At 63.3% G+C, this 21,118-nt stretch carries 17 protein-coding genes; 9 read left to right on the top strand and 8 right to left on the bottom strand.

The annotated features are described in order from the left end of the window. From KF708_19540 to KF708_19550, 3 genes are all read right to left on the bottom strand, one after another. Positions 1 to 344 (bottom strand): hypothetical protein (locus tag KF708_19540; protein MBX3414887.1); only part of this gene is annotated, 344 nt, incomplete at its 3' end. Beyond that, entirely contained in the window at positions 335 to 1,600 is a 1,266-nt protein-coding gene (locus KF708_19545) for a DNA cytosine methyltransferase (GenBank protein ID MBX3414888.1), read from the bottom strand. The genes KF708_19545 and KF708_19540, both read right to left, overlap by 10 nt. 32 nt (positions 1,601 to 1,632) lie before the next feature. Next, complete coding sequence (locus tag KF708_19550; GenBank protein ID MBX3414889.1) at positions 1,633 to 3,642, bottom strand: DEAD/DEAH box helicase family protein; 2,010 nt, start codon at positions 3,640 to 3,642, stop codon at positions 1,633 to 1,635. Positions 3,643 to 3,910: 268 nt separating this feature from the next. On the opposite strand from KF708_19550, the gene KF708_19555 reads away from it, so the two are divergent. Beyond that, positions 3,911 to 4,927 (top strand): hypothetical protein, encoded by a 1,017-nt coding sequence (locus KF708_19555; GenBank protein MBX3414890.1) that lies wholly within the window; start codon positions 3,911 to 3,913, stop codon positions 4,925 to 4,927. Between the two features lie 21 nt (positions 4,928 to 4,948). On the opposite strand, the gene KF708_19560 is transcribed toward KF708_19555, so the two are convergent. From KF708_19560 to KF708_19575, 4 genes are all read right to left on the bottom strand, one after another. Continuing rightward, a complete protein-coding gene (locus KF708_19560) occupies positions 4,949 to 6,121 on the bottom strand; it encodes a sulfite oxidase (GenBank protein MBX3414891.1) in 1,173 nt (390 codons plus the stop codon). 84 nt (positions 6,122 to 6,205) lie between these two features. Continuing rightward, positions 6,206 to 6,748 carry a cysteine dioxygenase family protein gene (locus KF708_19565; protein MBX3414892.1) on the bottom strand — a complete coding sequence of 181 codons (543 nt, stop codon included), beginning with the start codon at positions 6,746 to 6,748 and terminating at the stop codon, positions 6,206 to 6,208. 113 nt (positions 6,749 to 6,861) lie between these two features. Beyond that, positions 6,862 to 8,244 (bottom strand): DUF1501 domain-containing protein, encoded by a 1,383-nt coding sequence (locus KF708_19570; GenBank protein MBX3414893.1) that lies wholly within the window; start codon positions 8,242 to 8,244, stop codon positions 6,862 to 6,864. A gap of 137 nt (positions 8,245 to 8,381) precedes the next feature. Then, complete coding sequence (locus KF708_19575; protein MBX3414894.1) at positions 8,382 to 8,933, bottom strand: hypothetical protein; 552 nt, start codon at positions 8,931 to 8,933, stop codon at positions 8,382 to 8,384. A 390-nt stretch (positions 8,934 to 9,323) separates the two neighbouring features. Here KF708_19575 and KF708_19580 point away from each other — a divergent pair, with 390 nt between their 5' ends. The 6 genes from KF708_19580 to KF708_19605 all read left to right on the top strand — a co-directional run bounded on the left by KF708_19580 (position 9,324) and on the right by KF708_19605 (position 18,450). Continuing rightward, positions 9,324 to 13,085: an FHA domain-containing protein gene (locus KF708_19580; protein MBX3414895.1), complete on the top strand. Its 3,762-nt coding sequence runs from the start codon at positions 9,324 to 9,326 to the stop codon at positions 13,083 to 13,085. 24 nt (positions 13,086 to 13,109) lie between these two features. After that, on the top strand, positions 13,110 to 15,077 hold the full coding sequence (locus KF708_19585; protein MBX3414896.1) for a thioredoxin domain-containing protein: 1,968 nt from the start codon (positions 13,110 to 13,112) through the stop codon (positions 15,075 to 15,077). A 192-nt stretch (positions 15,078 to 15,269) separates the two neighbouring features. Then, positions 15,270 to 16,037 carry a phytanoyl-CoA dioxygenase family protein gene (locus KF708_19590; GenBank protein ID MBX3414897.1) on the top strand — a complete coding sequence of 256 codons (768 nt, stop codon included), beginning with the start codon at positions 15,270 to 15,272 and terminating at the stop codon, positions 16,035 to 16,037. Between the two features lie 73 nt (positions 16,038 to 16,110). Further along, positions 16,111 to 17,451, top strand: coding sequence for an aminotransferase class III-fold pyridoxal phosphate-dependent enzyme (locus tag KF708_19595; protein MBX3414898.1), 1,341 nt, complete (start codon positions 16,111 to 16,113; stop codon positions 17,449 to 17,451). A gap of 112 nt (positions 17,452 to 17,563) precedes the next feature. After that, entirely contained in the window at positions 17,564 to 18,283 is a 720-nt protein-coding gene (locus tag KF708_19600; GenBank protein MBX3414899.1) for a hypothetical protein, read from the top strand. Then, the gene (locus KF708_19605) at positions 18,280 to 18,450 is read left to right on the top strand and encodes a hypothetical protein (GenBank protein MBX3414900.1); all 171 of its coding nucleotides are present in this window, start codon (positions 18,280 to 18,282) and stop codon (positions 18,448 to 18,450) included. Before KF708_19600 ends, KF708_19605 begins: the two co-directional genes overlap by 4 nt. Here KF708_19605 and KF708_19610 read toward each other — a convergent pair. After that, positions 18,440 to 19,015: a cupin domain-containing protein gene (locus tag KF708_19610; protein MBX3414901.1), complete on the bottom strand. Its 576-nt coding sequence runs from the start codon at positions 19,013 to 19,015 to the stop codon at positions 18,440 to 18,442. The two genes, KF708_19605 and KF708_19610, sit on opposite strands and share 11 nt — an antisense overlap. Positions 19,016 to 19,539: 524 nt before the next feature. On the opposite strand from KF708_19610, the gene KF708_19615 reads away from it, so the two are divergent. Further along, complete coding sequence (locus KF708_19615) at positions 19,540 to 20,133, top strand: DUF1559 domain-containing protein (protein ID MBX3414902.1); 594 nt, start codon at positions 19,540 to 19,542, stop codon at positions 20,131 to 20,133. A 20-nt stretch (positions 20,134 to 20,153) separates the two neighbouring features. Continuing rightward, on the top strand, positions 20,154 to 20,936 hold the full coding sequence (locus KF708_19620; GenBank protein ID MBX3414903.1) for a hypothetical protein: 783 nt from the start codon (positions 20,154 to 20,156) through the stop codon (positions 20,934 to 20,936). Positions 20,937 to 21,118: the final 182 nt, after the last annotated feature.

A 21,118-nucleotide genomic window follows, 5' to 3' on the forward strand; every position in this document is an offset into this window, starting at 1 on the left:
GGTATTGGCTGAGTAGATAATATGCGTTCGTACTTGAGACGCGCCTTATGGAGCGACGCGAGGCAGTAGAAATACGTGTCTGCGTCGTCCCTCACTGTGACGAGACGCTCGAAGAACGTCGTGCAATCAAGCCCGGCAATCTTCAAGTTTTCCAGGGACTGATTCGAAAAGAACTCAGGCAGCTGCTTTGGCAGTTCTGGAAAGTGCTTTTGCAGATCAAGATCAGCCACAATCCTGGCAATCAAATAAACACAAATATCATCCGTCAATTCCACAGCTTGTCCGCTACTACCTAGCGATCGGACTTTCTCCAGAATTGCCATTTGCAGCTTTGTCAGTCCCATAAACTCGCCTGATAGCGTCCACCGGTACTCACCCGAAACCGCTTCGTCACTTTTTTGGTGACGGCAGCAAGGGCGGGGCTCATTCCCTCGGACAGCGTAGGAACGAAGCTCAACAATGCTCCACGGGCTTTCGACTTCTGACTCAGCAGCAGATCCTGTTGAAGAACATGGGCAATGCACTGGGCCAAAAGCGGTGGAACAGCGTTGCCGATCAGTTGGATTCGATCCGCTACACGTCCACGGAACTCGAAGTTTACTGGAAACGACTGCAGTATTGCACATTCTCGAATGGACAACGGCCTATCACTTGATGGGTGTATAAACTCGCGGAGAGCCCCGCTGGTGATGGCCTTGGAAGGTTCGTCGCACTTCAATCGCCGAATACCCGCGGGGGCACCGCCACGCCGTTCCGTCGGTGTACCATCCATCACCCTCCGAAAAGCACGTCGTCGATAACTCTTGTGCCATAGCTCTTCTGGCAGATCCTTCATCCGTTCTCCCGGACGAAGAAGCTTTGCCCGTGCCAAATCATCAGCCTTCAGGGGCACGTAATAATGATCTGAAAGCGGAGCCGCCTCTGGGTCTCGAGAAGGCTCCGGCAAATCGCCCAGTGCGTGCAGTAGCGTAACAGCTGGCGCAGACGCTCGCCCATTTGCCAAATGGGCGCCGGGCGCTCCGAGAGCGGAATGCGTCGATCTGGGAAAGCTCGGCTCCCACCCAAGACCGCCTATTGCGATAACTCGCTTGCGATGCTGCGGTACCCCGAAATTCGCGGCATTGACCTTTCGAACATGCACGAAATAACCAGCCTGAATTACTGGTTCTAGCAGTTCCAACACAAAACTGCCGTGGCTTCCGGTTAGAAACCCTTCAACATTCTCGAAGACGAACGCGCGCGGCTTGTGTCGAGCAACTAAGCTTGCGAAGACAGACACAAGCGTGTTTCGGGCGTCATCAGTTCGACGTGTCCCGGCGGAGGAGAATCCTTGACACGGTGGCCCACCTACGATCACGTCGACAGGAGGGAGCTCTAAAGCCCGAGTGATTTCAATCTGTTGACAATCGTGCGTAAAATTCGATTGATACGTCTCAACTGCGGGAAGCCACGCGTCATAGGCTGTTACAACGCGAAAGCCTGCTCGCTGGAACCCCAGGCTCACCCCTCCTGCACCGCAAAACAAATCGACCACGGTGAATGCAGTGTTGCTGTCCTGCTCAACAACTTCAGACGAGACTGGCTTCTTGCATCCTGCCATAAGATTGAATCGTAATGCGATTTGTCAGTAGGTCAACGCGTTACGTCCAGCTTTGCCCCCACCGCCGTCACTGGCTCGCGCACGATTTCGCAATCGGGTAGCGATTCCAAGAACGTTCGCCCGTACGGTTTCGTGGAAATCCTCGGGTCGAGGATCACCACCATGCCGTGGTCGCGGCGGCTGCGGATCAGGCGGCCGAAGCCTTGTTTCAGCTTGATCACCGCCTCGGGCAGTTGGTACTCGACGAAGGGCTTGCCTCCCGAACGACGGATCGCTTCCAACCTCGCCTCCAGTAATGGCCGGTCGGGCACGCTGAAGGGGAGCTTCGTGATGATCACGTTCGTCAATGCGTCGCCCGGCACGTCGACCCCCTGCCAGAAGCTGTCGGTGCCGAGCAATACCGCGCGGGGATTCGCCTTGAAACGCTCGATCATCTGGTGACGCGGCAACCCATCGGCCTGCGAGTAAAGGGCCAGATTGCGCCGCACGAGCCACGTCATGAGTTCCGCTCCCACGCGACGCATCATCTCGTAGCTCGTGAAGAGGACGAAGGCGTGGCCGTCGGTCCGGTCGACGTAACGCTTGACCATATCGACCACGCGACGATCGTACTCGGCGCCGTCGGTGGCCGGGTCGGGCATCCCTTCAACCAACACCAGCTTGGCCTGCTCGCGATAGTTGAAGGGACTGCCAAGCTTCAAGCGCGCCGTTTGGGTCAACCCGACGCGCGATTGGAAGAACTCGAACGACGACTGCTTGCCGACGGCCAGCGTGGCACTCGTCATGACGACGGTCGGCACCTGTGAGAACAACTGCTCGCGCAAGGCCGGGCCGACGTCGATCGGCGCGGCGGCCAGGCTCGTGCGCGGGCGGCGCCCCTGCCGCGTCTCGATCCAGTAGACGAAATCGCCCCAGGCCTGCTCCTGCCAGGCGTTGATCTCTTCGCTCAGTCCCCGCAAACGCTCGCTGGCACTAGTAAAGTCCTGGCGCTGCTCGGTGCTGTCGAGATCCTGTCCACGATCCTTGACCAGCTTCGCCAGGCGATCGAGCACGGGCGAAAGGTGATTCGGAATGGCCTTTGGTTGATCGATGCGGCCGTTCGAGCGGCCATGCGCGGCGTGCCAGTCGCGAATGGCGTCGAAAAACTCATCGCTTCGATCGCGGCATTCGAGCACCAGCTTTTGCGCCTCGACGGCATGATGATGGACGAGCAGCCCCTTGTTCGTGCGATCGTTGTAGAGCTTCGACAGCGTGTACTGCACCTGGCTCGACGTGACCCCGAGGCCCAGGTGGTCGCCGGCGGCGGCCTCCATGTTGTGCGCTTCGTCGAAGATGACGATGTCGTAGTCGGGCAGAATGCTGACCCCCTGCCGGCGCAGGGCGAGGTCGCTGAAGAACAGGGCGTGGTTCACCACCAGCAACTGCGCGTTCTGCACGCGACGGCGCGCGCGGTAGTAGAAGCAATCGGCATGCGTGGGACACTGGCGCCCCATGCAGTTGCCATGCTCGCTCTGCACTTCGTCCCACACCTGGGGCAGCGGCCGGTACGAAAGATCTGAAAGGGATCCGTCCCCCGTGTTTCGTGACCACTCGGCGATGGCGCGCAGTCCCTCGAATTCCTCCTGCTGGCTGAAGATGCCCCCCGCACGAGCAATGGCGTTCTTCATCCGCCGCAGGCTGAGATAGTTGTTGCGTCCCTTCACCAGCACGGCGGCGAACTCGAGGGGGATCACGGCGTTCAAGAGGGGGAAGTCTTTCGACATCAACTGCTCTTGCAGGCTGATCGTATGCGTGGCGATGACGGCGCGGCGGCGGGGGGCCTTGTCGTCGGTCGCTTCGCCGGCGGTGGCCAGAATGGCCGGCACGAGATAGGCAAAGCTCTTGCCGACGCCGGTCCCTGCCTCGACCACCAAGTGGTGGCGATTGTCGATCGCCGCGGCGACGGCCTCGGCCATGGCCAATTGCTCGGGTCGCTCTTCATAGCCGCTCAGGCGCGCGGCGATGCGTCCCTGCGTCCCCAGAATGTCGGCTACCGAAAGCATGAAAAGGGCGATCCGTCGTTGGTTTTGCGCGGCGAGGCGGTGCGCTCAAACTACCACGAATCGAAAACAGGGAGTAGGCGAGGCCGGGAGCAACCGCATCGCAACTCATTCTCGCCTGCCGCTGGCGCTGGGCGTGGCGGCTCGAAGACGGATTTGCTCGCCGTAACGGTCGCCTGGAGCCGTAGGTGAATCGGGGGCAATCTGCTATCTTCCGGCCAGTCCGACGGTGGCGCTATCACCGCGGTAGCGATTCCAGGATCATCAACCCATGCCGATTGAATTCCGCTGCACGAATTGCGAGAAGCTCCTGCGCGTGCCCGACGAGACAGCCGGTCGCCAGGCGAAATGCCCCGCGTGCGACACGGTGCTGGCGATCCCCCACGCATCGACGAGTGGTCCGTCGCTCGCACCGCCGCAGCCTGCGTCTGGCGAGGCGAATCCGTATCAGGCTCCATCTCTGACGAATACCCAGGCCGACCGCAGGACGAGCGCGGCGGGGCCTTTTCCGACCGCGCCGAAGATCGATCCGCTCGCCGTCATCGGCCGGGCGTGGGAGATCTTCAAGCTGAAGATGAGCTTCGTCATTCTCGTCGTCGTGATCGGTTTCGGCCTGCAGTACCTGGTTTCGTTCGCGATCGCCTTCGGCAACATTATGCTGCGAGCGGCCATGCCGGGAATGGGCGTCTATCTCGCTTCCGAGATCGTCTACAACCTGGTCGTCAATGTCTTCAATAGCTGGTTGTGGTTCGGCGTTATCCTGGCACTACTAAGAATGACGCGCGGCGAGCCAACCTCGGTGGGCGATATTTTCCGCGGCGGTCGGTTCTTGCTGCGCGCGATTATCGCCACGATTTTATTGTGGCTGGTTTCGCTGCTGATCGTGGCGCCGTTTGTGGCGCCCGGCGGAATTCTCATGATGGTACGCGGTACGAATGACACCGTGGCCACCCTGGTGCTCGGCGGGGGCTTCTTGCTGGCGATGATTCCGCTGTTGTACGTCTCGATCTCGATCTTGCAGTACCCGTTCCTCATCGTCGACCGCGACTTGGACGCGATCGCGGCCATCACGCTTTCGTGGAAGCTGACGGCGGGAAATCGGTGGCGTTTGCTGGCCCTCTATTTCATCGCGGGGCTACTGGCCATGGGGGGCGTCGTCGTCTGTTGCGTGCCCGCCTTGATCACGATTCCGCTGGCCGTCCTCACCTCGGTGGTGGCCTATCTGACGCTGACGGGTCAATCGTCGATCGAGAGCTTTGCGCGCGAGACCGCGCCGCCGACGGCCTAAACGCCGTTGGGCGATCGTCTTTCAGATGCCGGCGCCGGCCATCAGCTCGAGTTCGACATCAAGGGGGCGCCGGCTGTTTTCTTCGGCATACCAGGCCATGTCGTAGAGCAGCGTCTCGGCGTCGGCACGGCGCGCGTCGCTACGCTTCGATTCCTCGACCGTCACCGTGCGTGGGCGGCTGAAGTGAATGACGTAGCCGCCGTGCAAAGGCGAGTGCGCCATCGGTTGCACGGCGCCACCGGCCGAGACGGCCCGCGAGAGAAGCGTATACGTGCCCGGTTCGGTGGTCTCCCATAGGAACTCCCACATCGTCCACGAATAGCGCGCGGTGGGCCCCACGAGGTTGGCCGATTGCCAACTGCGTCCGCCGTCGGTGCTGACTTCGACCGCCTGGATGGCATCCTCGCCGGCCCAAGCCACGCCGAAGAGGCGATTCGTTCCTCGTCCCAGGCTCTCTCCTTCGAGCGGACGAATGAACTCCGATTTGATCGCCATCGGCCCCACGACGAGGCGATCGCGCCCGCCGAATCCTTCGCGCTCGATGGTGTACTTCGTCGACTGAAAGTAGCCCGTGAAGGGCCGGTCGACCAGCTCGATGTCGGTGAGCCATTTGACGCTGGCGACGCCGTACCAGCCGGGCACCAGCAGGCGGGCCGGCGCGCCATGATTCGGCTCGAGCAGTTCGCCATTCATGCGCGTGACGACGAGCGTATCGGGATCGAGGGCCTTGCGCAGCGGCAGACCCCGCGCGAAATTCATGGGGGCGGGATGATCGGCCTCGCTGCCTCGATCCGCGCCCGTGCCCACGACTTCGACGGCCTCCGGCTCGATGCCGGCCTCGTTCAACAAATCGGCAAGTGGCACGCCCGTCCATTCGGCGTGTCCCACGGCGCCTGCTCCCCACTGCACGCCATGCGCGAGGGGCTTGAGAAAGGAACGTCCGTTGCCCGCGCATTCCATGGTGGCGAAAACGGTGCGTTCGGGCCGCTGCAACAATTCAGCCCAGGAGAGCACGAGCGGCCGGGCGACCAGGCCGCCGATCGTCAGCCGCCAGGCGTGGCGGTCGATCTCGGGGACGCCAAAATGATTGCGGACGAAGAAGAGCCGGTTCGACGTCACCCAACTCCGCATCGAGCCCAGCGGCGTCTCGCTGTTTTCCGGCGCAGACGTGACGAACTTGCGTTCTTCGTGCATGGTAGTTCGTGGAGTTGGAGTTTGTTGTTCGTTGCCTAGTAAATTCCACGGTTGGGCAGTAAGCCGTGCCACTAGCTGGCCTCGTTAAATGCCGGCGGCGTCGCTGAACTCGGTCAGCATCAACTCCTGTCCGCGCGTATTATCGAGGATCGAGTAGGTTCCCATGATCCGCAGCGGCGGCGTATACACGTGCAGCGTGACCAGGTCGGCCGTACCCGCTTGCAAATTCGATACCTGGTGCAGGTCGAGATCCTCGCTACCGATCACCAAGCCGGCGACATAATCGCGCGACTCGACCGCGCGAACCTGGCCATTGGGAGCGAAGTCGAAGCGAGTCTCCGTCATCGTGCCGCGCAGCACGCGCACGGCACAACTCGACCCGGCGTGATCGTGAATCGGAGAACGCTGCCCGTTCAGCCAGCACAGAGCCAGCACGCTGTACCACGGGCCCGTGGCGATCAGGTTGCGCGCGTAGTGGTGTGGCGAAAAGTGGAGGAATTCTGCCAGTTCCTGGAGGTCGACCTCGAGCGTGGCCAGGCGCGCACACAGTTCGTCGAGCGGGGCGCGGCCTTCGAGCCGGTCGAGGTAGTCGAACAACGGGGCAAGCGATGCGAGGGTTGCCGCCATGAGCGATCCCACGAGCAAGTCGAGGTGCGGCGGGGCACAAGGCGTCCGATATCTCGATCGTAGCTCAGCCTTGCGAACGACTCCAGCGCACGGCGCGCCAATTCGCCAACACTCTACAGTAGCTCGTGGATCGGCGTGGGATCTTCCAGCACCGGTGTCGGGCGGCCGCTGTGATCCAGCAAATGTAACGCCGGATCGACCCCCAGACACTCGTAGATGGTGGCGTGGATATGTTCTGGGCGGACGGCGCGGGTTTGAGGGGCGTAGCCCTTGGCGTCGGTCGAACCGACGATCTGCCCGCCGCGAATGCCGCCTCCGCCCAGCAGGCAAAACATGGCATTGCCCCAATGATCGCGGCCGGGCGTGCCCATGCTCCCCGCCGGCCCACCGTTGCCGCCGTCGTTCATGCGCGGCGTGCGGCTGAATTCACCACACAGGATGACGAGCGTGGAATCGAGCATGCCCCGCGCATCAAGATCGGTGAACAAGGCCGAGACGGCGCTGTCGACCAGGGGCAGATAGTTCTCCATGCCCGACTTCAAGTCCCAGTGGTGATCCCAGCCGCCGTAGTGGACGGTGACAAAGGTCGAGCCGGCCTCGACGAGTCGCCGCGCCAAGAGCGTGCTTTGCCCCCAACTGTGGCGGCCGTACATGTCGCGGATGCGCGGGTCTTCGCTCGAGACGTTGAACGCCTCGCGCGCGCTGGGCCCCGAGATGAATTGATACGCATCCTGGTCGAAGCGATCCATCGCGTCGAACAGTCCGTTACGATCGACGGCGCGCGGAATACGGTCGAGCCCGGCGAGCAGAGCACGGCGGTCGTCGAGCCGATCGACGGTCAGCCCACTGGCGAGATTCAGATTCTGTACCTGGAATCCTTCGGCGTTCGGATCGCCACCGGTCTGGAAGGGATCGAACTCGACCCCCATCCAGTTGCCGGCGAAATATCCCGGCGACAGACCGATGCTGCTCGCCAGCGGCACGCTGATGTAGGCCGGCATGTCGCGGCGACGCGGGCCGCGCTCGCGGGCCACGATCGAGCCGAGCGACGGAAACTTGCCCGACGTGTTCGCGCCGCTGACGCCCATGTCCTTCGTGGTGAGCATGCGATGCCCACCCGAGAAGTGGTCTCCCGTGTCGTGGTGCAGCGAGCGCACGATCGAGAACTTGTCGGCGATCTTGGCCTGTTTGGGAAACAGCTCGCTGATCTCGATGCCGGGCACGTTCGTGGGAATCGGTCGCCAGAGGCCGCGTACTTCGGCCGGCGCCTGGGGCTTGAGATCGTACAAATCGAGATGGCTCGGTCCGCCGTCGAGCCAGATCAGAATGGCCGAGGTGTCGCGGCGCGGAGTACCTGCCGCGCGAGAGAGATCCTTGGCGCGCAGCACGCGCCCCAATCCCGCGGTGGCCATGCCCGCCACGCCCAACTGCACGAAGCTGCGTCGCGAGATGCCATCGCAATACCGGCGCGTGCTGCCCATGTCGATCCGCAACATGGTCCGATCCTCTCTTCGTGAGCCCCGAGGAGACAAAAACACCGATCAACGACCGTTGATCGGACAGTATTCTGCTCCCTGCCGGGGAACAAAGTCAAGTCATCGAAACGGCACCCCGCGTGCTCGGAGTTGTTCGTTTAATTCTGGACAGGCTCATCTTGGGCCAGGTCCCCCGTGACGAAGGTCTCGACCTTATTTCGCTGCAGGTGGAGAAACCAGGCGACCGCCGTGGCGATCAGCAAGAAGGCGGCCCCCATGGCCAACGACTCGTAGTTTCGCCTGGACTCGGCCCCGACCTGCGAATACTCGGGGTCATCGGGAAGATAGGTGATCGGCGATTCGCCCACGCGCGCCAGTTCGTGGTACTGGACCTCGCTGACGCTGAATTTCTTGCGATACGCCGTGTCGCTTCCCTCGGGCGTGTAGTCGAAGGTCAACTTGTAGATGGGGCGTCCCCGGTTCGTGTACTCGATCTTCGCCTCGTGAAGTCGACCGACGACCTGACGTCCCACCTTGCCCAGTTGCAGCGAACGATAGAAATCGTAGGCGCCCCCACCCAACAGAATCAGGCCGCCGAGCAGGGCCAGCCATTGCAGGATGAACAGTTTGCGATTCAGCCGCGGATAGACTCGGGGCGGTTGCGGAGAAGCGCCGGATCCGGGCGACGGAATCGATCGAGTTTCGCTCATCGAGAGATATCCCCCAGGAGGTTCGCGGATCGCGGAATCTTATTCACCCCTGCGCCGCCAATGACCCCAGGGCGACCGACGGGAGCCCGGCCGGCGTGCCAGTGATCAGTACATTCGGGCACACTTGCCGCGCAGCCATCAAGTAAGATCCGCGACGGTTCCTCCAAAGGTAGTAGCTTCATCTCCGCGGGCCAATCCCAGGCCGCTACAGCCGCTTCAATCGCTACGATTCACCAGCACTTGTCACGGGGGGGCGAGTTTGCGGCCCCATTTATTGCCCTGCCGAGTTTGTCCGCCTACAGTAAGGGTTTGCGTCGCGAATCGTTAGATTTTGCCTGTTCCGGCAAGGAGGTCGGACCACGCGCATCCGACACCTTCGAAGCGGAAACTATGCAAGCCAAACTCGTGGTCGTGGGCGGCCGCGCCACCAAGCAGGAAGTCGACGTACGACTTCCGTTCGCGATCGGCCGGAGCGATGAGTCGAATCTGACCATCGAGCACCGCTCGATCAGCCGGCAACACTGCGAGCTGCTCGAACGCAACGGCCGGCTCGTCGTGCGCGACGTGGGTTCTGCCAACGGCACCTACGTCGGCGATCGCCAAATCTCTGGAGAGGCCGTGCTCGAGCCGGGCGATACGTTCACGGTCGGACCGCTCACGTTCCGCGCCGTCTACGAAGTGGCCGCAGCCACGGCCGCGCCCGTGGCCGAGCACCCCACGGCCGGCGCCACGCTGCTCGAAGAAGACGCGGCCACCCCGTCGAGCGATTTGTTGGCGTTGCCAGACGAAGCATCGGAAGTGGATTCGTTCGATCTCGAATTATCGGACGATATCGATCTGCCCGAGATCGCGCGGGGCGACTTCGAGGAATCTGCCGCTCCGTCTACGTCCGCATCGCCCGCGGCCGATGCCGCCGATCTCGACCTGCCGCTTGACGACTCGTTCGACGACCTGCGCCTCGACGACGAGTTGCAGGAAGAATCGCTCAGCCTCCCGCTCGATGTCGATGAACCACCAGCGAACGAAGTACCGGCCGATCTGGCCGCCGAGTTGGATCTGGATCTTGCATTGGATCTCGAACCGAGTGAAACGATTCAGTCGTCGGTGAAGTCGGACGAATCGCTCGAGTTGAATCTCGATCTCGACGACGATTTCACCACCGAGCCGGCGATCGCGTCCTCCATGACCGAAGACGATTCGCCGACCGAGATCGGCGAATACGTCGATCTGCGCGGCGAGGACGAATCGCCCTCGGCGCCCGCGTCGGCAGTGCCCGCGGAGTTCCAGGAACTCTCCGATGTCCCCGCCGATCTTCTGGCCGAACTCGAGGCCCAGGCGCCCGCCGAAGAGATCGAGATGACGAGCCTCGAGGCTGCCGCCGAGGCGCCGGAAGCGCCGGCCGAGGAGGCCTCTTCCCCCGTGGAGGGCGAGTTGTCGTTACGCGACTTCAGCGACTTCTCGCACGTCGATGACGCGCCGTCGCAGGAGCTGTTTCTGGTCGATGGCGAAGAGGCGTCCCATCTCGCCGCTGAGATCGAACCGAGTGACGACGCGGAAACGCCCTGGGTCGATCTCGCAGACGAGTTGCCCGCATCTTCGCACGACTCGGTCGCAGAGCCGGCCGAGGAACCCGCGGTCGACGCGTTCGAGGAGGCCTTGCCGCTCGAGGCCCCCCTCGCCGAAGACGAATTCCTGCTCGAAGCTTCGCTTCCCCTCGAGGAAGAGCTCGAGATCGAGTCGGTGGTCGAGAACGCAGCAGACGACGAACTGCCGTTGCTTGATGCCGCGGCACCGGAGCTAGACAACCTTCTCCTTGAAGAGCCGCTGGCCGAGCCGGCGTCTTCCGAGCCACTCCCGTTCGAGGAATCGGTAGCGGAGGAGGCCCCTCTCGCCCCAGCGTCGAGCGCCGACGACGACAACGACCTAGCTCTCGAGTTGAGCGACGAGCTATCGCTCGACGAGGAGCCGGCCTCGCTCGTGGCTGCGTCTCCGACAAGTGAATCCACGGAGCCCGACTTCACCGCCTGGATGTTCGAGGAGTCTCTAGCGTCCACCGAAGAGACACCGACCGAGGTCGCACCGCAGGACGCAGAGCTCCCGTCGCTCGACGAACCGCGCGACGAGCTGGCCGAAGCGCTCTCGCTCGATGCCGAGCTGCCATCGCTCGACGCGGCGATGCCAGCGCTCGGCAACGACTTACCCTCGTTGGAAGCGGAATCGGAGGAGATCGAGTTCGCCGATTTCCCGTCGGACGACGTGGCTCCAGCGAGCGATGCGGTCGCGACGTTCGACGAGCAACCGATTGCTGCGAGCGACATACCGGAACTCGATCTGCCCGGCGTCGAAGGGTCGGCCGAACCGAGCGCCGAAGAGTTTTCCTCGCTCGACGAACTTTCGTTCGAGGAGGAGCTCGACGAGGCGGCCGTGGCTCCGCTCGAGCCCGAGGCAGCGATCGACATCCCTGCGGACGAGCTGAACCTGCCCGCGACGGACACCTCCGCGACGGCCGAAGTGGAAGCCACCTCTGACGACGTGAGCTTCGACGATTGGATTGCCGCCGAGATGTCGACTCGTCCGGCGACGCCGGTCGAGGAGCAGGTCTCGCTCGAGGCACTCGATGAGCCGGTCTTTCCCCCCGTCGACGAAGACTCTTCTCCATTGTCGGCCGATCCCGATTCCGAGTTGAATTTCGACGAGCCGTCGTCCCTCGACGAGGCGATCTCCTTCGATGAAGTGCCTTCGTTCGACGACGGGCCGAAGCTCGAGGCGGGCGCGCCGGTCGACGAGGACGAGTTGAACTTCGAGGATTTCGCGGCCCCAGCCGACGGACATGAAAGAGTCGAACTGCCGGCCGTGTTCGAGGAATCGGCTTCGCTCGATCTGGATGCGCCCGAAAACGAAGTAGCCCAGGCTCCAGTCGAGTTGCCTCCTACCGAACCACCGAAGGCCAAGCGAAGCTGGTGGCCGTTCGGGCGCAATCGCGAGCCGAAGCCACCTAAGCCGGCCAAGGCCCCCAAGCCTGCTAAGGGGAAGAAAAAGAAAGAGAACCAGACGCTCGACGCGACGGCCAGCTTCCCGCTCGACGAAGCGCCGCTCGAAGAGGCCCCCCTTGAAGAGGCACGGGTCGAGCCAACCTTCTTGCCGGACGAAATCGAGTTCTCGCTCGACGATGGCCCCCAGTTTGCCAGCGACGAACCCGTGTTCGACGAGCTCACAAACAGCGGCGTCGGGACGCTACCCAGCGAGCCATCGAGCTTCGCCCCTGTCGACCCGCTCGACGAGTTGAGCTTTCCGCTCGACGACGGTGGCGCGGAGGTCTCTCGCTCGGAGCTCAGCTTCGACGAACCGAAGTTCGAGGAGCCGACGTTCGACGCACCAGCAGTGCAACCATCTGCCCACGAAGCAGCGGAATTCGAGGAACTGAGCTTCGAAGAACCGCTGATGTTTGAGGAGGAGAGTTCGTCAGAAGCAGCCGTTCCGCCGGTGTTCGACGATACGCCGGCGACGCCTGCCGCGCGGCTCGAGCCGGAGCCCCCTACCCCGGCCGCCGAGCAGCCGGCCAAGGCGCGCCGCGGTTGGTGGCCCTTCGGGCGTAAGAGCAAAGCTGCTAGTGCCGCGGCGGATCCGGCGCCGGCCAAACCGAGCCGAGCCGAGAAAAAGAAGTCTCGCGACACGCTGGTGCCCGACGACCTTTCGGCCGCCGACTTGGATCCCGCGTCCTCCCTTGTCGAAGAAAGCGACAGCGAGCGGATCGCACGTCGCCTTTCTGGCCAGCCGCAACCGGTCGACAAGTACCCCAGCTTTGGCGATGATTTGCTGGAACAGACCGAGGCGAGTCGCCCGGCTTCCACGACCGCGGCGCAGGAAGAACTGCCCGCGTTCGATCTGACAGACGAGGCGCCCAACTTCTCGCTCGACGAGGAGGCCGAAGCCCCTTCGTTCGAAATGGAAGAAGAGTTGCCCGAGTTCGTCGACGATAGCGACGCCACGACGACGGCGAACAAGTCGCGTGCGTCGGGGAGCGAGGGAGCCTCGAGCAAGCCGGATGCCTGGACCGACCGCGCGTCGCACGGCGAAGCGCGCGGCCAACGTCGGTCTCCGCAAGATCCAGAAGACGACTGGGATAGTTTCCTCAAGAGCTTCGACTCTTAGCACCCCTTTTCCGCGAGGCAGTACGTGAGCAAGCAATCCCTTCGGCTCGCGTGCCCCTTGCTGTGCCTGCTCGCACTCGTTGCGCGGGGCGGGGCTGCCTCGCACCCCGCGGGCAAGCCGAATCGCCTCTCGCGCGAGACGAGCCCCTACCTGCTGCTGCACGCGCACAATCCGGTCGATTGGTATCCCTGGGGCTCCGAGGCGCTCGAGCGTGCCCGGCGCGAGAAGAAGCTGATCTTTCTCTCCATCGGCTACTCGAGCTGCCATTGGTGCCACGTGATGGAACGCGAGTCCTTCATGGACCCGGAGGTGGCAGCCTATCTCAACGAGCACTTCGTCTGCATCAAGGTCGATCGCGAGGAACGCCCCGATCTCGACGAGATCTACATGACCTCGTTGCAGTATTACCATCGCCTGGTCGGTTCCTCACAGAGTGGCGGCTGGCCGCTGACCGTGCTTCTGACCCCCGATGTCAAGCCCTTCTTCGGCGCTACTTATCTGCCGCCGCGCAATAGCGAGGATCAGGTGGGCCTGCTGACGATCCTCAAGCAGGTGTCGGAAATCTGGCGCGACGAGCCGCAGAAGCTCCAATCGGGCGCCGATCAATTGACGGACATCGTGCGGCGCGCCTTGCGCGAACGGGCCCTGGCCGGTGGTTCGCTCCCCGACGTCTCGCTGGCCGATCAGATCGAGACCGAGCTCGCCAGCGAGTTCGATCCCGAGTTCGGCGGTTTCGGCTACGCCGAGTTCGACGTCCAGCGGCCGAAGTTTCCCGATCACTCGAATCTCGCCTTCCTGCTCGATCGTCTGGAACGGGCCAGAGAGGCCGGCACATCGGAAGAAAAACTCCTCCTGCTGCTCGATACGACTCTTACCGCGATGGCCACCGGCGGTATCCGCGATCATCTCGGCGGCGGATTCCATCGCTACAGCACCGATCGCTTCTGGCGCATTCCGCACTTCGAAAAGATGCTCTACGACAACGGCCAACTGGCCAGCATCTACGCCCAGGCCTTCGCGCTGACCGGCAACGAGCTGTATCGCACGGTCGTCACGGAATTGCTCGCCATGGTCGAGCGAGATTTCCTCTCACCCGAGGGGGCGTTCTACGCCGCGCTCGATGCCGAAAGCGAGGGTCGCGAAGGGGGCTATCACGCCTGGAAGAAGGCCGACCTCGAAGCGGCGCTCTCGGCCGAGGAGTTCGCCGCCTTCGCACCGGTCTATGGACTGACGCGGTCGCCGAATTTCGAAGACGATCTGTACGTGTTGTTGCTCGCGCAATCCCCCGCCGAAGTCGCCAGCCAACTCGGAATCGACGAAGCCGAATTGCAGAGCCGTCTGACGACGGCGCGCGAGAAGCTGCTGGCCCTGCGCCACGAGCGCCCGCAACCACTCACCGATACGAAGATCCTGACCGACTGGAACGGTCTGATGATCGCCGGCTTCGCCGACGCGGGGCGGGTCCTCGACCGCGACGAGTATCTTGCCACGGCCAAGCGCGCGGCCGAGTTCGTCCTGGCCAAGCTGCGCGGCGACGACGGTCGGCTGGCGCACGTCTACGCGGGGGGATCGGCCAAGGCCGGCGCTTACCTCGACGATTACACCAACCTGGTGGCCGGGCTCATCGCGCTGCATCGCGCCACCGGCGACGCGCGCTGGCTCGACGAGGCCGACGCCCTCACGCGGAAGCAGATCGAGCTCTTCTGGGATACCGAAACCGGCGGCTTCTACTTCACGTCAGGCGATCACGAGGACCTGCTGGCCCGCAGTAAACGGGGCGTCGACTCCGCCACGCCCGCGGGCAACGGCGTCGCCGCTCTGAACCTGATCGCGCTGGCGCAACTGCGCGATCAGCCCGATTACCTCGACTACGCCCGCAAGACGATCGCCGCCTTCGGCGGCCTGGCCGAACGGGCGCCGTCGGCGGTGACCACGCTGGCCCGGGCACGCCTGGAACTGGCGCACGAGCCAGACGAAAAGATCGAGGAATAGCCTTCGCCGCAAAGAATGGGATGGGTCCCGGTTGGAATAGCAAGTTTGCTTACTTCACGTGTAGGCCGGCGGCTTCCGCAAGCTCCGCCTCTGTGAGGATCCGGCCATGCGCCACGCATTGCGGGACTACACAAAAATCGATTAGCCTGTGCGAGGGTCCGAGTCGGGGGCATCTCGCGGGAGCGTCCTTCCATGCCACACAATGAGCCCTTGAATCAGGCGCTGCGCGATCCGTTCCTCAGGGATGGCTTCCTTCATCTGCCGGGCTTCTTCGATGTCACGGCCATCGAAGAGCTGGCCGCCGACTTCGAGCGCTACATCGCCGACGTCGTCCCCACGCTGCCGCCGGCCGATGCCTTTTACGAAACCGACGGCTCGCGGCGCGAGCTCAAGCAATTGCAGCGGATCGAAGAACACGACGCCCGGCTCGGGTCACTGCGCGAACGGTCCGAGATTGTCGCCCTGGCCGAACTCTTGCTCGACGGTCCCGTCCGGGCGCTCGGTGTCGAGTGGTTCAATAAGCCGCCCGGGTTGAATCGCCCGACGCCTCCCCACCAGGACGGTTACTACTTCTGCCTGAAGCCTGACGCCGCGATTACGCTGTGGATCGCCCTCGACGATGCCGACGAAGAGAATGGCTGCCTGCGCTACGTGGCCGGCAGCCATTTGCTCCCCATCCGCGAACACGGCCGCAGCAGCGTGCTCGGCTTCTCGCAGACGATTCTCGACTTCGGTCCCGACGATCTCGCGCGCGAATATATCGGCCGCTTGAAACGGGGGGATGCACTGGTCCATCACTCGGGCACGATCCACCGGGCCGAGGAGAATCGCAGCCAGCGACCCCGGCGTAGCGCCGCGGTCGTGTTTCAATCGGTCGCTGCCGTCCGCGACGAAGCGGCCTGGCAACGCTACCTCACATCGTCCAAAGCCCAGCAAAAGGAACTGGGGGCAATCGCCTAGCGTTCTCCCCTACGGCACTCCGCGACTTCGCCCTTTTCCGCGTCTCCGCGCGAGCTTTCCCTCTCCCCCCGCTATGACGAAGAACCGCTCGATCCAGCGCTCGCTCGACCTGTACGAACGAGCCCAGCAACTCGTGCCGGGGGGAACGCAGTTGCTCAGCCGGCGTCCCTACATCTTCGCCGCGGGGGTCGCGCCGATCTTCGCCGAGCGAGGCTTGGGCTCGCGTCTCTGGGACGTCGACGGCGGCGAGTATCTCGACTACGGCATGTCGGTGAGCGCGTGTATTCTGGGCTATGCCGACCCGGTGGTGAACGAAGCCGTGCGCTCGCAGCTCGATCGGGGCGTGGCGTTCAGCCTCAACCATCCCGCCGAGTTGGAGCTGGCCGAGCGGCTCGTCGCGACCGTTCCCTGCGCCGAAATGGTGCGCTATGCCAAGGGGGGCGGCGAAGCGTGTGCCCTGGCGATTCGCATCGCGCGCGGCACCACGGGGCGGGACGTCGTCCTCTTCTGCGGCTATCACGGCTGGCACGATTGGTATCTCGCGGCGAATCATGGCGAGCCCGACGCCCTCGATGCCCATCTACTGCCGGCGATCGATCCGATCGGCGTGCCACAGGCGCTCTCGGGCACGGCCATCCCCTTCCCTTATGGCGATGCCCCCGCGCTCGAGGAGGCCCTGGCGCGGCAGCGGGGCCGCGTGGCCTGTGTCATCATGGAGCCGATGCGTTCCACGTTGCCTCGAGACGGTTATCTCGCCACGGTACGCGAGCTGGTTCACGACGCCGGCGCGTTGCTCATCTTCGACGAGGTGACCACCGGCTTTCGCCACGCGGTGGGGGGCGTCGAAGAGTTCCTGGGCGTCGTGCCCGACATGGCGGTCTTGGCCAAGTCGCTGGCCAACGGCTTTGCCATGGGGGCCGTGGTGGGGAGCCGCGCGGCCATGGAGCCCGCCGCGCGGATGTTCATCAGCAGCACGAACTGGTCGGAGCTGGTCGGCATCTCGGCGGCCCTGGCCACGCTGGGCGAAATTCGCCGCCGCAATGTCCCCGGCATCCTGCGCGACTATGGCGAGCGTTGGATGTCTGGCTTCAATGCCCTCGCAGAAGAACTCGACGTCGACGTGCATCTGCACGGGCTGCCGGCCGTGCCTCAACTCTTCTTTTCGCCCCAGGGTGATCCCGACATCCAACGCAAGCAGGGGGCGTTGTTCTCGCAAGAGATGTGCCGCCGGGGCGTATTGATCCACTCGCATCCCACGCCCAGCGCGGCCCACACGGCCGACGACCTGGCCGCCACGCTCGCGGCGGCGCGTGAATCGCTCCTCGTGCTGCGCGACGCCACGCGTGCCGGCCGGCTCGACACCGTGCTCGAGGTCGGGTTGGAACGGCCGATTTTTCGGCGTTTAGTGACGTAACTCGTGTCCGGCACGCTTCCCTTGCCGATTGGTTTCGTGGCGTATATTTTTGCGGACCGCGACCGCCCCCGTCCGGGGCTCGGTTGCGCGCAGTCCCCGCGAGCCACGCGACGTGAAATCCTTTGTTGACATTCTGGCCACGATTCCGCACACGCCCGCGCTGCGGCGCGTGTGGTGGCTCGTCGCTTCGCTCACGCTCTATTCGATGGTCGTCGTGATCATCGAAAACAACTGGATGGATAACGAATTCGACATTCGTCCGAACATCCATGAGTTCATCGGTATCGTGCTCGGTTTGATGCTCGTCTTTCGCACGAACACGGCCTACGACCGCTGGTGGGAAGCCCGCAAGCTGTGGGGACAACTTACCAACGAGTTGCGCAATCTGACGATCAAGGCGGTAACGTTGATCCCCACATCGCACGAAGAGACCAACGTGCTGGTCGATCTGCTCGTGGCGTTTGAATACTCGCTCAAGGATCATCTGCGCAGCATCGCCAGCCTGGCGTCGCTGCCGGGCTTCGAGCACGACCCGGCCCGCCCCGCGCACGTGCCGGCCTACGTGGCCGAGCGAGTCGATCTGTGGCTGGGCAACCTGCGCCGCGCGGGCCGCATCGACGGCTATACGCTGCTGGCGCTCGACCCGCACGTCCGCGCCTTGATGGATATCTGCGGCGGCTGCGAACGCATCCTGCGCACGCCGCTGACTTACTCGTACCTGCAGTTTCTGCGGCAGAGCATCGTCATCTATCTGCTGGCGCTCCCCTGGGCTCTGGTACACACGGCCGATCGCTGGACGGTGCCCCTCGTGGCGCTGGTGGGCTATTTTTGATCGGCGTCGAGTTGATTGCCGAGACGGTCGAGGAACCCTTCGGCACCGACGAAGACGACCTGCCGCTCGACACGCTCTGCAAGGGCATCGAAGTCAGCCTGCGCGAAATCGCCGAGCGCACGGGGGAACTGGCCGACGACATCGTTCCACCGGCGCCTACCACCTAGGATTCCGGTGGAGGGGCTCGACAAGGCAGGCCACGCAGCCGCCCTCTCCCGCGCGGGCATGATGCAACGAGCCCGTTCCCGTATAGATAAAATCGCCGGCGCGGAGGTGATGAATATCGATAAACATCTCCCCCGCGATGATGTAGCACTGCGATCGGTCTTCCTGCCGCAGCTCGGAGCAGACACTCCCGGGCAGCATGCGAATCAGGGCCGTGTACTGCCCGCGGGAATGATCGACGTGCAGTACCTGCATGGTGACCCCATCGTACGGGGTGTCATGCCACACCGCCTCGCTGGCCCGCACGATCTGGATCGCCGTCTGGGAGGCCTGTGCGACCGGCACTTCGGCGGCTCCTTGCGGATCCGCCGAGGAGGCCTCGACGGGCGCCGGGGGAGGACAGAAGGCCTTGGCCACGGAATCGAGCCGACCTAAGGCCGCCGCACAAGCCGCGCAACCCTCGGTCAGATGCTGATCGAATCGGCGGCGTTCCTCGGGGGTCATCGCCCCGGTCACGTAGAGTGCGGCGAGTTCGGTCGGTCGGCCGAACGGATGATCGGAGGACATGAGTGGGCCTGGTTTTTGGTGCCGGTTGGCTGGGGGCCAATACCGGACATCGCGCAGCTGCCCACCGCGCTACAATGAAAACAACTCAACCAAGAGAATTCCGGCAGGGGGCGGATTTTGGCGGCGGATTCCACGCCAACGCCAAATCTTGTCGACGAAACTGGTGGATCCTCGAAGCCCGACACATGAACTCCGTGCCGAGCAGGTGGGTAACTCCATTCTCAATTTGCTCCCCACTTCGACAACCCACCAAATGGGCGACATTGGTTTCGCCCGCTAGCAGTGCCCGAGTAACCCCCTGTAAGACAACTCTGGCATAAAATCGGGATTGCCGCCAAAAAGTTCGTCGGCTAACAAGCGTGGGTGATGCCCGGCCGGGCGATATCCTGTCCGGTCTCTACGTCGGTTCGTGAAACCTTACCGGTCGAGCGGGGTTACTATCTGAGTGCCTCGTCGACAAGCCGCGGAACCTCGGCCGGGCACAATCAACACAAGCATTAATCTGGCAGTAGGTTACAACGACAATGCTTGCCACAAACCTTGCTCGAATCGCGGGCCGGCCCCGCTCGCCACGTGCTTTTACGCTGGTCGAATTGCTAGTCACCATCTCGATTATTGGCATCCTGATTGGCTTGCTCCTGCCGGCCGTTATGTACGCGCGCGAGGCTGGCCGGCGCGCCACATGCCTTTCTCGCTTGCAGCAGATTGGCCTGGCCATGCAGAACTATGTCGATTCGCACGGCCAACGGGGGGTCTTTCCGTATGCGGCCATGCTGCCCACCTTAACGCCCGACCGCCCGAGTCTGGTGACGGTGCTGGCCCCCTACATCGAGAGCAGTCAGGCAATCTTCGCCTGCCCGAGCGATGCCGCCCCCACCGACGACGACAGCAATGAGGGCAAGAACTACTTCGAGAAGGAAGGCATCAGCTACGAGTACCCCTCGTCGCGACTCGAGGGAAAAACGCGTCGGCAGTTGCTGGTAAACAGCCGCGGCGAAGAAGCCTATTCCTCGTCCGATGTCTGGCTGAGCTACGACTATGAAGAGTTCCATGCGATGCCTGGAACGAAAGGGTCGAGGAATTTCGTTTACCTCGACGGGCATGCTCAACCGTTCTAGAGCCCTGGAAAGATCGATCGATGGCTACGCGCTACGAATTTGCGAAGAAGCGTCCGAGCAAGTCCACTTCAAGTTCTGGACGATGGAAATGGGTCGGGGTGGTCACCGGCCTGCTCGTCGTGGGTGGGTCGACCGTCTGGGGTGCGAAGTACCTGTGGGCTGCCCGCCAGGTGGCCGCCGTGCGCCAGGCGCGCGAACAGCTCTTCAGTGAAGAGATGCGCAATCTGCCCGAGGAAGAGCGACGAGAAAAGTTCAATGCCCTGCGCGAACAGTACGATGCCCTGCCCGAGGCCGCGCGCGATCAACTGCGCGAGGAAGGGCGGCAGCGGTTCGAGCAGATGATGGACAATCGATTGAAAGATTTCTTCGCCCTTCCTCCGGAGCAGCGCGTCGCGGAGATCGACAAACAAATCGACCGCGAGGAACAACGCGCCAAGGAATGGGAAAAACGCCGCGCGGAACGTGAAAAGGAGCGTGCCTCTCGTGGGCAGGAGGGCCAGAGCCAGAACGGAAATCGCGGCAATGGCAGTCGTGGCGATGGCGAGCGCCGTGGCGGAGGTTCGGGCAGCGCCGCACCGGGCGGGGGCGGCCCCGGGGGTGGTGGTGGTGGGGATCGGGGACGTGGCGGCGAGGGGGGGCGGAGCAGCTATCGCGATCCGCAACGCCGCAACGAATGGCGCAAGAAACGCCTCGATAGCACGACACCCCAATCTCGCGCCATGCGTGCCGAGTATCGGCGACTGGCGGATCAACGCCGTCAGCAACGGGGGCTTCCGCCGTCGCGCGGCTGGGGCCGCGGCTAAAGCGCCGTTCGTGTCCCCCCTTTCATCGGCGGTGAACGTGCGCGGCCGCGCTACTCCATTTTGGTAGAGCCTTTTCGGTCGCGCGCTCTACCAAAGCGGTGTAGGCGGCAAGTCGGCCGAGCCGACACGGCCCCTCACGTCCCGTACGAAGAAAAAATTCTATTCTCGTCGTACGCGTCACT

This window comes from Pirellulales bacterium, from assembly GCA_019636335.1.
In the GTDB taxonomy this organism is placed as follows: Bacteria; Planctomycetota; Planctomycetia; order Pirellulales; family JAEUIK01; genus JAHBXR01.